Source organism: Nitrincola alkalilacustris (genome assembly GCF_008973755.1).
Taxonomy (GTDB): domain Bacteria; phylum Pseudomonadota; class Gammaproteobacteria; order Pseudomonadales; family Balneatricaceae; genus Nitrincola; species Nitrincola alkalilacustris.
In genome coordinates, this window is sequence record NZ_WBOM01000002.1 from 546127 (window position 1) to 560348 (window position 14222).

General features: G+C 51.9%; 10 protein-coding genes. 4 read left to right on the forward strand and 6 right to left on the reverse strand.

The genetic code is table 11. From position 1 onward, the window contains the following. Nucleotides 1-4 precede the first annotated feature (4 nt). Both F7R27_RS05330 and F7R27_RS05335 read left to right on the forward strand, forming a co-directional pair. Nucleotides 5-2239, forward strand: coding sequence for an ATP-binding protein (locus tag F7R27_RS05330; protein ID WP_151703167.1), 2235 nt, complete (start codon nucleotides 5-7; stop codon nucleotides 2237-2239). Next, nucleotides 2236-3024, forward strand: coding sequence for a TSUP family transporter (locus tag F7R27_RS05335; protein WP_151703168.1), 789 nt, complete (start codon nucleotides 2236-2238; stop codon nucleotides 3022-3024). Before F7R27_RS05330 ends, F7R27_RS05335 begins: the two co-directional genes overlap by 4 nt. Before the next feature lie 27 nt (nucleotides 3025-3051). Here the strand turns inward: F7R27_RS05335 and F7R27_RS05340 are convergent, their stop codons facing one another. Beyond that, the gene (locus F7R27_RS05340; protein WP_151703169.1) at nucleotides 3052-4368 is read right to left on the reverse strand and encodes a mechanosensitive ion channel family protein; all 1317 of its coding nucleotides are present in this window, start codon (nucleotides 4366-4368) and stop codon (nucleotides 3052-3054) included. 395 nt (nucleotides 4369-4763) lie between these two features. Here F7R27_RS05340 and F7R27_RS05345 point away from each other — a divergent pair, with 395 nt between their 5' ends. Then, nucleotides 4764-6293, forward strand: coding sequence for an MFS transporter (locus F7R27_RS05345; RefSeq protein WP_151703170.1), 1530 nt, complete (start codon nucleotides 4764-4766; stop codon nucleotides 6291-6293). Between the two features lie 32 nt (nucleotides 6294-6325). Here the strand turns inward: F7R27_RS05345 and gcvP are convergent, their stop codons facing one another. The 5 genes from gcvP to F7R27_RS05370 all read right to left on the reverse strand — a co-directional run bounded on the left by gcvP (nucleotide 6326) and on the right by F7R27_RS05370 (nucleotide 13405). Continuing rightward, a complete protein-coding gene (gene gcvP / locus F7R27_RS05350) occupies nucleotides 6326-9226 on the reverse strand; it encodes an aminomethyl-transferring glycine dehydrogenase (protein WP_151703171.1) in 2901 nt (966 codons plus the stop codon). A gap of 516 nt (nucleotides 9227-9742) precedes the next feature. Further along, nucleotides 9743-10078: a YdbL family probable chaperone protein gene (locus F7R27_RS05355; RefSeq protein ID WP_151703172.1), complete on the reverse strand. Its 336-nt coding sequence runs from the start codon at nucleotides 10076-10078 to the stop codon at nucleotides 9743-9745. Between the two features lie 11 nt (nucleotides 10079-10089). Further along, nucleotides 10090-10290, reverse strand: a complete 201-nt coding sequence (locus tag F7R27_RS05360) for a YnbE family lipoprotein (protein WP_151703173.1) — start codon at nucleotides 10288-10290, stop codon at nucleotides 10090-10092. 88 nt (nucleotides 10291-10378) lie between these two features. Further along, the gene (locus F7R27_RS05365) at nucleotides 10379-12697 is read right to left on the reverse strand and encodes an intermembrane phospholipid transport YdbH family protein (protein ID WP_151703174.1); all 2319 of its coding nucleotides are present in this window, start codon (nucleotides 12695-12697) and stop codon (nucleotides 10379-10381) included. Between the two features lie 48 nt (nucleotides 12698-12745). Next, entirely contained in the window at nucleotides 12746-13405 is a 660-nt protein-coding gene (locus F7R27_RS05370) for an O-methyltransferase (protein WP_151703175.1), read from the reverse strand. Between the two features lie 143 nt (nucleotides 13406-13548). Between F7R27_RS05370 and F7R27_RS05375 the strand changes: the two genes are divergently transcribed. Next, the gene (locus F7R27_RS05375) at nucleotides 13549-13902 is read left to right on the forward strand and encodes a hypothetical protein (RefSeq protein WP_151703176.1); all 354 of its coding nucleotides are present in this window, start codon (nucleotides 13549-13551) and stop codon (nucleotides 13900-13902) included. Nucleotides 13903-14222: the final 320 nt, after the last annotated feature.

A 14222-nucleotide genomic window follows, 5' to 3' on the forward strand; every position in this document is an offset into this window, starting at 1 on the left:
AGCAATGAAGCTTCGCCGGATTTCAAGAGTATTCATTTTCTTTACCCTGGTTTGTCTGGTGTTGCTGAGCATTCAGGGAGGGCTGACCTGGCGTCAGGTGACTAGCGGATTGGCAGAGATTGATTCCCTGCTGGAGGTCAGGCAACAGGCAACCAGAGTGGCTGCCGCGATCGATTATATTTCTCTGCTCAGGTATGACCCGTTGATCATCGAGGGGGTGCATCAGGATGTCATGCAGATAAGCCAAAGTCTGAATACCTTTTCGCGTCTTGAGGCTCAGGTTGCTCAGCAACATATCAGGGAGATAGCTTTTATCTGCGACCAGTTGCGTGCAATTGATATCCCAGGGTATGAAGTGGATCGTTTTGTTGCCAGCCAGTTGCTTTTGCATATCAATGGATTGAATGAATCTCTGGAGCTGCTGCTGGCTATCCCTTATGAGAATCTGATGCAACAGTTGCTGGGTACGATGGCCAGCTTTGTACTGGGTGTTGTGGTGTTTGCCTGCATGTCTCTGTTCGGCTTTGTTCTTATCTTCCGTCGTATTGGATTACCTATCAGAGTCATTCAGGAGAGTGTGCATGAGTTTGCCAAGGGTAACAGGCAGACCAGGATTAATCTGGATGGACAGGATGAGTTGGCACAGCTGGCAGCGTCCTTTAATTATATGGCAGCTAAGCTGGCGCTGAATGAACAGGAGCTCGCATCAAGTGAAGAGCGCTTTCGCTTACTGGCCAGAGCGACCGTGGATGCAATATGGGACTGGGATCTGACCAGTGACCGGATCTGGTGGAGTGAAGGCCTGGACAAGACCTTTGGTTACAATCTCAAAGAGATGGATCAGTCGCTTGAAACACTCACGGGCCCTGTCCATCCAGAGGATGTGACTGAGATGAAGGCATCATTGCAGGAAGCGATCCTGTCAGGCAAGGAGGGGTGGAGAATGGAGTATCGCTACCGAAAACAGAGTGGTGACTATGCTCATATCGAGAATAATGCGTTTGTGATTCATGATGCCAGTGGGCAGGCGGTCAGAGTTATCGGTGGCATGACTGATCTTTCGGAACAGGTGCAACTGGAAGAGCAACTGCGACAATCTCAGCGGCTTGAATCCATTGGGCAATTGACGGGTGGAATTGCTCATGATTTCAATAATTTGTTGACTGTCATACTGGGTAATGCGGAGCTGCTGGAGGATGAGCTGCACAGTAATGATGAGCTCAGGCCACTGGCGGAAATGATTGGAAAAGCGGCGCAGCGAGGAGCTGGCCTGACACAGCATCTGCTGGCCTATGCGCGTCGTCAGGTGCTCAAACCGGATCTGCTGGATGTAAACCGGATGGTGAGGGATATGAGTGGTCTGCTCAAGCGCTCGCTCGGTGAGCAGGTCGAAATTGAGATAAATCTCAAGCCGGATCTGTGGCCGGTACTGGCAGACAGAACGCAGCTTGAGAGTGCCATACTCAACCTCTGTATCAATGCGCGTGATGCGATGCCAACAGGCGGTTCATTGACCATCGAGACTGAGAATGTGCAGTTGGATGATGACTATACGCTTCACTATCAAGATCTCAGGCCCGGTGAATATGTGCGGCTCGCCATTTCCGACAGCGGTATCGGGATAGAAGCAGACTGCCTGAGTAAGGTGTTTGAGCCCTTCTTTACGACGAAAGAGCAGGGTAAAGGTACTGGGCTGGGGTTGAGTATGGTCTTTGGATTCATCAAACAGTCCAACGGGCATATCAATATCTACTCAGAGCCGGGAGAGGGCACGGTTGTCAGGCTCTATCTGCCCAGAGCAGAAGAAGTGGCAGAGGAGGAGGCCATATCCTCTGCTATGCAGGGCGATGGGGTACTTTTCAGGAAGGTGCTGGTGGTTGAGGATGATGAACTGGTCCGGGGTCATGCTGCAGAGTTGCTTGAATCACTCGGATACCAGGTGCTGTCTGCTGAAAACGGAACATCTGCTCTGGAGCTGATTAGCCAGGATGATACGATTGATCTGCTGTTTACAGATATCATAATGCCGGGCGGAATGAATGGTCGCGAGTTGGCCGATCAGGCACTTCTGATACGTCCTGAATTAAAGATATTGTTTACATCGGGTTATACCGAGCATGCGGTCCTTCAACAGGGGCGGCTTGAGCCAGGCATACAGATGCTCAGCAAACCCTATCGCCGCCAGGATCTGGTGGAAAAGTTGACAACTCTCACGGGTGGTACCGAAAAAATATCATGATCGATCTTATCTGGTGGCAGTACGCCCTTATCGGGCTGATTTTTATCTGGAGTGGTTTTGTTCGTTCCGGGCTGGGTTTTGGTGGAGCAGTGCTGGCGCTGCCATTCCTATTGCTGATATTGGACGAGCCGTTGGTTTTTCTACCGATCATCTCTGTGCATCTGTTGATCTTTTCCAGTTGGATTGCACTGCCGGGATTTTTGCTGGCACGCCGTCAGGCAAAGGAATCCGGCGTCAAAGCAGAAGGGAATATCGACTGGCAGTATCTGGTCAAGAGCCTCAAGATCATGGCCATTCCGAAGCTGATCGGTGTGCTCGGTTTGTTGACGCTGCCTGGCAATATCATGACGATCATCATATTCGGCATCATACTGGTGTATGCCGTTGGCTATATTATCAACAAGCCCTTTCGCAGTAATAACCGATATCTGGATGCTGTTTTTCTGATGCTGGGTGGCTATGTCAGTGGTACATCCTTGATCGGAGCGCCGTTGATAGTGGCTGTCTATGCCACACATGTTGCCATGCATCAACTGCGCGATACGCTTTTTGTTCTCTGGTTTATTCTGGTGGCGATCAAGATGACTTCATTCGTCATCGCAGGAGTGGATCTGCAATTGATTCACCAGCTCTGGCTGCTGCCCTGTGCCTGGATAGGTCATATGATCGGTGAACACTTTCACCGTCGGTTGGTCAAGACGGAAACAGCTACATTCTTCCGTGTGCTGGGTGTCATGCTGGTGGTTGTCAGCCTGGTGGGGATCACCAGGCTGTTGATGGCATAGACAGAGCGGGCGAGCGCTGTCAGCCGGTCAGGACTCCTGAGCCTCTGCCATGGGTGTTTTTGCCGGAGTTGCCGTTTTGTCTGCGAGCCTGTGGTCTAATTGAGTCACCTGAGTCAGTTGCCTGAAGTCATAGCCCGTTGGCGATTGGTGCAGACGTAAGCCAAACTCAGGCACCACCGCGACAATATGATCAAATATATCGCCCTGAATACTCTCATATAGAACCCAGGCGGTGGTATTCGTGAAGGCATAAACCTGAAGCGGGATACCATCACTGGTGGGTTCCAACTGCCTTACCATCAGTGTCATATCCTGATGTATGCCGCTATGTGCTTTCAGATAAGCCGTCAGATAAGCGCGGAAGGTACCGAGGTTTGTCAGTCTGCGGCCATTGATGCGGTTGCTGAGATCAGCCCTCTGCTCTTCGTTGTAACGTTTGATCTCATCCAGACGGCTTTCGATATAACCTGACAGCAGGTTGGCTTTGCGCAGGTGCAGTACCTCTTCGTCAGTCAGAAAATGCACGCTGCTGGCATCAATTCGGATGCTGCGCATGATCCTTCTGCCCCCGGAATCCTGCATGCCACGCCAGTTTTTGAAGGAGTCTGAAATCAGGGCGTAGGTGGGCACTGTCGTGATGGTGTGATCCCAGTTCTGAACTTTTACCGTTGTCAGTGTTATGTCGATGACATCGCCGTCGGCACCATACTTCGGCATCTCCAGCCAATCACCGACCGCCAGCATGCGGTTTGCTGACAACTGTATACCTGCTACAAGGCCCATGATCGGGTCCTTGAACACCAATAGCAAAACGGCCGTCATGGCACCCAGACCGCTGATCAGAATCACCGGGGATTTACCGATCAGGACTGAGATGGCCAGTACCGTGATGATCAGAGCCGAGATCAACTTCAGTCCCTGAAAGATCCCTCTCAGCGGCAGATCCTTACTCAGACGGCTGTAGCGTGACAGGTCAAGCAGTGCATCAAGCAGGGAGTAGAGGGTCAGCAAGCCGAACAGCAGCATCCAGAGTTGAGTGGCACTGGTGATCAGTAATAATGAAAAAGAGCCGGATTCAAGCCAGAGACCCGCCTGTATCTGGATAATGGCTGCCTGAATGGTGAAGGCAAAATGATTGAACAGCTTCCCCTCGAAGAGCGCCTTGTTCCATACACGCTTCGAGCGGCTGGCCAGACGTTCGACGACACGTCGCAGAATTCGGTGCAGGAGAAAGTGTGTCAGAATTGCGATGACCAGAATCAGCGTCAGTGCAATAATCAGCGACGTCAGTGAGGTCGATTCAACATTGATATATTCCAGCCATTGTGAAACGAGTTCGAGCATTGTTAAGTCCATCTAGTCGTTGAAGCGGTATCAATAGACCACAAGTCTAGCATGTGTGAGCGGTGTCTGATGAGTGCCGGACCCAACAGAGCCATAAGATTTTAATAAGCGGTTGAAAACTGCCATATCTTGACTAGAGTCATAGTACAAATGTTTCAGAGTCATGTACTATCCTTTCGCGGTTCAGGTTTAGCGATATGGATTGAATCAGTTGTCGCAATCTGATTGCCGACATGCGCTCAACAGGACGTTGAATCAGTGTTTTTTTGTATAAAATATATTCGACTATCTCTTAATTTTCCTGATGGTGTGATAGCATGCCGCGCTTCTGAGTACCTCTCGCATGCAGCACATCAGATTACCCAATACTTCAGCACCTTTTTCCGGATTGACACATGAGAACCGCCGCTCGCGCTTTGATATCGCTTTATTCCAGCTATGGACTGCTGGTATTGGCAAATGCCCTGTTCACCACGGTTATCAGCCTGCGTGCAGATATAGAAGGCTTTGTCGTGCAGACCATCGGTCTGCTGATGGCCTGTTACTTTCTGGGCATGTTTGTCGGTGCACGTTTTACCTCAGGCATTATCCAGCGGGCTGGTCATATTCGTGCCTTCGGTGCGTTTGCTTCCTTTATCTCCATTTCGCCTCTGATGCATATTCTGTGGATAGACCCCTGGGTATGGGGTGTGCTGCGTTTAATGGATGGTTTCTGTCTTGCCGGGCTTTTCATCATCACCGAGAGCTGGTTGAACGCCCGCTCGAGTAACGAAACGCGCGGCAGTATCATGGCTTTGTACATGGTGGTGAACTATCTGGCGTCCGGTCTGGGCCAGTTGCTGTTGATCTTTGCAGAACCGGGTGATTTCCAACTGTTTGCCATAGCGTCCATCTGTTTCTCCCTGTCACTGCTGCCGCTGCTGATGACCCGTACCGAGGCACCGGCTCCGCAGCCGGTGAAGGGGTTTACGGTCATGCCGCTGTTGAAGGTGGCACCGACAGGCTTATTCGGTGCGGTGTGCTCTGGGTCGGTCAATGCGGCGTTCTTTTCGATGGCGCCTATCTATGCGCAAGGGCTAGAGATGTCTGTCAGGGATATCTCGCTGTTCATGATGGCAGGGGTTTTTTCCGGTCTGGTGCTGCAGATTCCGATCGGTAAACTGTCTGACCGCATTGAGCGACGCAAGGTAATAGCCGGGGTCAGTTTCGGTGCGCTGATGTGTAGTCTGTCAATGATTTTGATCGTGCAACTGGGATTGCCTACCTACTGGCTGTTTTTCAATGTGTTTGCCTATGGATCCCTTGCATTTGTGATCTATCCGCTGTCGGCGGCACATGTGAATGACTGGAGTGACCCGGATCAGTTGATGCAGACCTCATCAGGGCTGTTGGTAGGCTATGGTTGTGGCGCCATATTTGGCCCGATGCTCAGTGCCGGGCTGATGGGTAAATTCGGACCTTCAGCTCTGTTTATCTATATTGCCGTGAATCTGTTTTTCATGATGCTGTTTGCCATCTATCAATCCCGCGTGGCGGGTCTGCAGCGCGAGAAAATCGAGTTTATTCCTCAGGCTGCTGTCCAGTTCCCGACCGAAGAGCTTTATCATGCTGCGCAGGATGATGCTGATCCGGTACCGGAGGAGTTGTACGACAGTGGCACTGACGAGCCGGCGCAGGAACCGGAGATCAGACCGGAAGAGATTGCTGGTGTTGAGGATAATGAGACCAGTGGGCATGGTGTCGTTGAAGAGTATGTAACTGATGCACCGGATGATATGAGTTACGAAGAGCTGAAGAAGGAGATTCAAGAGGAGCTTCATCCCGATCCTGTTGAGCAGCAGGACGCTGACTTTCCACAAGAGTCGTCGGATGACGAGGCAGATGAAAACACTGATAAGAAAAAGCCGCACAAACCGTCTGAGTAACGGCTGGTGCGGCTATTCGGTAGTAATGGCAGTTACTCTGCGTAAGCTTCCGTAGGAATGCATGAACAGAACAGGTGGCGGTCACCGTAGACGTTGTCTATGCGGTTGACCGTCGGCCACACCTTACCATCCTTCAGCCAGGCAGCCGGGAAGGCGGCCTGTTCACGGCTGTAAGGACGATCCCAGTCGGACAGCATATCATCCTGCGTATGCGGGGCATTGCGCAGTGGGTTGTTGTCCGCATCGATCTGGCCTGATTCCACCAGCGCGATCTCTTCTCTGATCTTCTGCATCGCTTCAATAAAACGATCCAGCTCTGCTTTTGATTCTGACTCGGTTGGCTCGATCATCAAGGTGCCGGGCACCGGGAAAGACATGGTCGGCGCATGGAAACCAAAATCCATCAGGCGCTTGGCCACATCCTCTTCAGAGATGCCGGTGCGCTCTTTCAGCGGGCGCAGGTCGATGATGCACTCATGTGCCACACGCCCGTTACGACCACTGTACAGTATCGGATAATGCTCACCGAGCCTTTTAGCCAGATAGTTGGCATTCAGAATAGCCGTTTCGGTGGCTTGTCTCAGACCCAGTCCACCCATCAGGGCGATATACACCCAACTGATGGACAGGATGCTGGCACTGCCCCAGGGCGCTGCGGACACAGCACCGTTTCCGGCATCCGGCCCCTCAATGGTCACGACAGGATGGTTGGCAACGTGCGGGATCAGGTGTTTCTTGATACCGATGGGCCCCATACCCGGACCACCGCCACCATGCGGAATGCAGAAGGTCTTGTGCAGGTTCATGTGCGACACGTCTGCACCTATCTCTGCCGGCTGGCTGATCGCCACCTGCGCGTTCAGGTTGGCACCATCCATATAGACCTGGCCGCCATGGGTATGAATGATCTCGCAGATATCACGGATACCCTCTTCGAACACGCCGTGTGTCGATGGGTAGGTGATCATCAGACAGGAGAGTTCATCCTTATGCAGTTCTGCTTTCTGACGCAGGTCTTCAATCTCGACGTTGCCCTTTTCATCACAGTTCACCAGCACCACTTTCATATCAGCCAGTGCAGCGGATGCCGGGTTGGTGCCGTGAGCGGAGGTCGGGATCAGGCAGATGTTACGATGTCCCTGGCCCTGTGCCTGATGATAGCTGCGGATCGCCAGCAGGCCGGCATACTCGCCCTGAGCACCTGAGTTGGGTTGCATGCAGACCGCATCAAAGCCGGTGATGGCCATCAGCATCTGTTCCAGCTCGGCGATCATCTGCTGATAGCCGTGGGTCTGCTCCTGAGGGGCGAAGGGGTGCATATTGCCCAGTTCAGGCCAGGTGACCGGAATCATTTCGGCGGTGGCGTTGAGCTTCATGGTGCATGAGCCCAGTGCAATCATGCTGTGCACCAGCGACAGATCACGGTTCTCCAGACGCTTCAGATAACGCAGCATCTCGGTTTCACTGTGATGTGTGTTGAACACAGGATGGGTCAGGAAGCTGGATTGACGAACCAGATCATCAGGTATGGACGCCGAACCCTGAGCAACGATATCCGCATCAATTGCATTCAGATCAAGTGAGTGGTCAGCACCGATGATGCAGTTCCACAGCGTCTCTATCTCTTCGCGTCCGGTGCGCTCGTCGCAGGTGATACCGATACGGTCATCGCCGACTTTACGCAGGTTGATCCCTTCGACCAGCGCACGGCTGGTGATGACATCGCGCATGTCACCGACGCGGATGGTCAGGGTGTCGAACCAGTAGCGGTTACAGATCTCGACATCATACTTTTTCAGACCGGCAGCCAGTATGTCAGTCAGACGGTGGACGCGATTGGCGATGGTTTTCAGGCCTTCAGGTCCGTGATAGATGGCATAGAAAGCAGCCATATTGGCCAGCAGTGCCTGAGCAGTACAGATGTTTGAAGTCGCTTTCTCACGGCGGATATGCTGTTCACGAGTCTGCATCGCCATGCGCAGGGCGGGCTTGCCGCGTGTATCCACTGAAACGCCGATAATGCGTCCAGGTACTGAGCGTTTGTACTCATCGCGGGTAGCAAAGAAGGCAGCGTGAGGGCCGCCGAAGCCCATCGGTACACCAAAGCGCTGAGCGGAGCCGAAGACAACATCGGCACCCAGCTCACCCGGTGGCGTCAGCAGAACAAGGCTCAAGATATCGGCTGCGACACAGAACAGGGCTTTCTTGTCGTGTGCCTTCTCGATCAAGGTCTGATGGTTACGGATTTCGCCGTGGGTATCGGGGTATTGTACGACAACACCGAAAATATCATGTTGATCGATCAGCTCGGCAACATCGCCGACAATCACGTCATAACCGAGTGGTTCTGCACGTGTCTGGATAACGCTGATGTTCTGTGGGTGCAGATTTTCGTCCACCAGGAAAACATTGGCTTTTTTGGCTTTGGACATGCGTTTGCACAGTGTCATCGCCTCTGCAGCTGCGGTAGCTTCATCCAGCAGAGATGCATTCGCCAGATCCATACCAGTCAGATCCATGATCATCTGCTGAAAGTTCAGCAGGCCTTCAAGGCGACCCTGAGCAATTTCAGGCTGGTAGGGTGTGTAAGCTGTATACCAGCCTGGATTCTCCAGTACGTTGCGCAGAATCACATTAGGGGTGATGGTATCGGTATAGCCCATGCCGATCATGGAGCGTTTCACCTGATTCAGGCTGACCATATGCTTCAGATAGCTCAGTACTTCGCTCTCGGTGCGTGGCTCAGCAAGAGGGATTGGCTGTTTAACCTGGATTGAACCCGGGACTGTTTCCTTGATCAGTGCATCCAGTGAATCAAGTCCGAGGGCTTCAAGCATCGCTTGACGCTCATCATCTGATGGACCGATATGGCGACTGATAAAGTCTGCTTTCTGTTCAAGCGTATTCAGAGAGGACTGATTCTGTGCACTCATCGTTCAGGAATCCTGCGTTTAAAGTTCAGGGGTATAAAAAGTTCAGGTGTAAACTGCCTGCGGCAGCTTGAACTGACCTGAAAGTCGGTAGAGGCTATAATACTGCGTTTGTTTCTTTTTGTACAAAAAAATGATCATTTGTTTCCTATAGGAAACTCCGTCGCTTTGCCTTTATCTCTTGCCGGCAGCATTCGCTTCAAAGTTATCAGACCTGCACCATACATGTTTTGTTATGTATCTTGGCAACCGTGAATACAGGCCGTGATAGTGGCGTAATGCATGAAAAACGATACATATGATACACCTTGAAACAGTTTTCCACTAATCTCAGGGTATCATTCATATGGATGGTCTGATGTGATGGGTGATGCAAGTGAGGTGAGGCGAGGACGAGCAGGGGGCGCTGGTGCATATCAGTGGTGTGATGTGGGACATTACCGAGCATAAGCCCGGGCAGACAGCCAATCACAACAGACGTCATGCTGTTGAGGCTGGCTGCGCTTGTATGGGCTCAGGCTATTTTTTTCGCCACTGACCATTGGCATCCTGAATATATTCGCCAGGCGCTGCACGTTCATGCAGGCGTTGTCCCATTCTCTGCTCGAATATCTCCAGTGTGACGGATGCACTCTCGGCGCTGGACTGATAATGCGCCTTGCGCTTGGTGTTGATCTCATTCACCAGTGCTCTGAGATCTGCACTTGGTGAAGGGGTGACAATACCCAGATAGCCGTTGAGCTGCTCACCCACTGCGCCGGATGACTTGGCCTGCTCAAGCGTCATGCTCCAGGCGGGCAGGGCAATCAGCAGGAGTGCCAGCATGGCCAATACTTGTTTAATTTGCCTTGTCATGCTACTTCCTCCTAGAACAGGTCGCTGTTCTCATTGAACAGATTGTCTATCTCTTTATCCACCTTGATCAGAATCTCATGCTGGATTTTGACATTGAGATTGATTGTGATGGGCTCTGATGGCGCCTCTACCTTGACTGTCGGGTTGCAGCCGGTCAGTACGACCAGTAGGCCCGGCAGCAGGAGCCAGTGCCATCTTCGTTGTGTACTCATAACCGGTTCTCCTTTCATTTTCCGATATAGTGCATGAGTCAAGTAGAACATACTAAAGCTGAACCTATCCCTAACAATCTGATGAAAACTACTGTCTGAAGTGCTGATCAATGCGATCCGTGATTCTGCCGGTAAGTTGCAGGGCTTTGAGAAGATCAAGAATATTTTCCTCAATACTGATGGTCAGATCAATCGGACGACCATCCTGCCAGTCGGGGTTTCGGCCCTGAATTCTGGCGACAAGATGCGCATCGCCAGAGGGCTCATAATCCAGAGTCAGATGGAGCAGGCTGAACTGCATGTCGGTCAAGGCTTCAAACGCCATTCTGAGTCCGAAATTGCCTGCGGCCATGCTGCCCAGTGCAGCGTCAGGGGTATAACGTATCACGCCTCCGGGTTCAACGCTTTGCAGGAAACCACTGCTGATACTGATCTGTCCATCACTGATGGTGATCGGCAGTTGTCCGGTGATGACTCCCTCTCCATAGAGTCCCTGCTGTGCATAGAGTTCAAGTACGTCTGTCAGTCTGATGCCATCGATGCCGATCAGAAAGGTGCTTTGCAGCTGCAGCGGATTGATCTCAATACCGGGTAAGTTGATTTTACCACCGAGTAAAGTGATGTAGGAGGGTGTCAGCCTCAGCAGAGGGTTGGTGCCGGGGCTCATGTTGAACTGATAGCCGAGTGACGGGCCTCCGACAGGCAGGCCGATATTGATGTAGCGGATGTTGACCTCGCCGGCATCTCTGAGCTGGCCCTGACTGTTGTACTGTAGTTCGGAGCGCCAGTTGATCCCTTCAAGATGTGTTTCTTTCTGGCTCAGGTGCAGATCGGTCACTTGCTGTCGGCTGGTCAGTGTCCAGGTGTTGTCCTGAGCAATGAATCGTCCATTGGCGCTGAGCCGGCCCTGATGAAAAGCAAGCTCTGCGGGTAGCTCGGGTATGAAGCGCCTGAATAGAGGGTACTGACCCTGAATCGAGAAGGGTGTCAGTTGCCAGTCGATTTCAGCTTTTCCTGTCAGCTCTGCGGATAAGTCTGCGTTGATCTCTATTGGCAGTTCCAGTGTTTTGATCAGCAGCTTGCTGCTCAGTTGCTGTCTGGCGATATTGAAGGTGAACTCACCGCCCAGAGAGGCGCTGGGAAGCTCGCGACCCTCAAGGCTTGCGGTGATGGCCGGCAGGGTGATACGCCCCTTCAACAAATCGCTGTTTAGGCTTGCAGGCTGCAAAGTGATGGCTATCGGCTCCAGCTGGAGTTTTTCGACACCCTGAACCTTCACGCTGGCTGCTTTTACCCTGGCTGAGAGAGAAGAGCGCTGCCAGTCCTGCACCTCAGCTAATGGACCGCTGATCTGCAGCGCCTCCATTAAGGTCACCTCCAGATCGATCAGTTCCATATCCGCCTGAGAGAGCTTTCGGATCAACACGCGGCTGGTGGGTGCCAGATTGATGCTCACATCTCCCGCCTTCAACTGTGCACTGCCCTGAATTCTGCTGTTCAGCTCACCCAGATCCGGGTGTTGTATCTGAATATCCACCAGGGTGCCTATCTCAATATCCAGTGTCTGCAGCAGAGTTGTCGGGTCCAGAGGCAACAGCTGTGGAAAGCGTATCTGGCTGCCCAGTGTGAGATCACTTTTCAGGATGGGCAGTTCGACGCTCAGCTCTGGCATCTGCGTGTTTATCCACTGCTGGATCCGTGATAGATCAAGCTGATGACTGAGGCTGAATATCCAGTCGTCCCCTGAAGGCTCAAAATTGCCGGCGGCGCGGTACAGGGTTTCTTCCAGATAGTGCAGCCGGGTAGTGAATGCGAGATCTCTGTCGAGTGTCAGGTCGGCATAACCCAGATGCTGATCATCGTAACGGATGGCCATTCGCGACTGAAACAGGTTTCGTGTGATCTCGACAAAGCCGGATGCCGATGCCAGTGGCGTATCTTCAGCCTGGTAGCGGATATTCAACTGTCCGATGATCAGGCGCTGCGAGGGAGCATAAGCAAAAAGGCTGGCCGGCAGTTCAGGTGGCAGTGACAGAGTGTTGTGCCTGCTCAGCTCATCCTCTATACGCTTGGGTATGCTGCTGTCGGCTTCTATGGTCAGATTGGCCTGGGCTACGCGCACCTCTGTCAGCTCCTGAGTCAGCAGCAGATTCAGCGGATCAAACATGACTACCAGAGAGTCTGCTTCCAGCTGCATGCGTCGACCATCCTGCTCCTGTGTAAAAGCAAGGTGGCTGACCTCTATCTGATCCCAGCGTGGGTGTGTCATGGCAAAGCTGGTTTCGCTGAAACCCTGTTCGGCAAACCAGTGTTCTATAGCGTTACGTGCCAGGTAGGGCAGGGCGGCATAGGACAGGGCCGCCAGCAATAGGGGTAACAGGGCCAGCAGTAATATCAGTTTGCGCATACACTACCCTCCCTTGTCTGCACACTTACCTCAACAAGCTGTCTGGATTCAGTCTCGCTTGCGTACTACATTCAGTCCGTCGCGCAGTGTCAGGAATATATTCTCCACATCAGGATCCGCAGCGATGCGTTGATTGGTCTCCACCAGAATATCATCTATCTCTGACTCGGGTTGCAGGACCTTTCCAGACCAGAGTACGTTGTCCAGTACGATAAGCCCACCCGGGCGAGTCATTGCCTTGACGCGTTCATAATAGTTCAGATAGTTGCGTTTATCGGCATCAATGAAGGTGAAATCCAGTGTGATATCCAGTGACTCAATCGTATCCAGGGCGCGTCCAAATATGACCTCAATCTTGTGGCCATGTTCACTGCGGTCAAAAAATGTCTGTGCCAGTTCTATGGCACGTGGATTGGTTTCGCAACAGATCAGGCGGCCATCCTCAGGCATCCCTTCGGCTATGGACAGGGCCGAGTAACCGGTGAACATGCCGATTTCAAGTGCGAACCTGGGCCGAACCAGCGCCGACAGTATCTTCAGGCTGCGCCCCACCAGACGGCCGGAAAGCTTTTGCGGCCACCCCATATGTTCCTGTGTCGCGTTGACCAGCTCCTGCAGCAATGCGGGTTCAGGAGTGGTGTTGACGAAGGCGTAGTCTTCGATGCTTTCATCAACCAGGTAGGGCGTATTGACCAGCTTCTTTGTCATGGATATCGGCGCAAGTAAGTGAAATGAGTGCAAATTGTAGCACTATTCTGTCAGCCAGTTCACAGGTAAAAGAGTTGGTCGGGTGCGGCTGGGGTTTGTGCCTGAATTCGAATACAATGCTCAGCCTTGATAAGGAGACAATGATGACTGACACCCTGATGATATTCCTGCTGACCGGATTGGTATCCATGTCTGCCGCACTCAGTGCCGGTACTCTGAACAAGCTGCCTGAGGATAAACGCCCGGATTTTCTGAAGAGTCGTAATGGCCCGGTTACTGTCATCATGATTGGCAACTTCGCGGCTCTGACCCTGATAGGTGCACTGGCATTCGGTTTCAGAAAGCTTGACTGGTGGATTCCACTGACCTGTATTTTTCTGACATTCCCCGTCGTACATATCCTGATTCTGCAACGATTACTGGGTAATCTGCGTAATCTGTTCCTGATGGCGCCACTGGTACTGGTGTCGATTGTGGTGCTTTACCTCAACTGGTGATCCGACAAGCCCGCATAAACTGTTGCCCTGCGTCCTGAGCAGGGTGGACTGGAAGAGTTGTCGCTTTTATTGAGACACTCTTCCTTGAGTGCTCAGGATGCGATGGGTTGTTTTGCCTGATCAGGGTGCAATCTGTCGTTTTTTTCTCAACACAGTGCAGGGTATTGGAGTCTCTTTTAAGTGCGGTAACTTTCATGAATAATCAAAATCAAGTTTTGATTATTTCGCGAGTATTCAAAATTAAGGTTTGATAAGTCGTTTTTATTCAAGATTAAGTTTTGATTTAAACTGAAAATCTCATAATGAAAAATTTGCCTTAA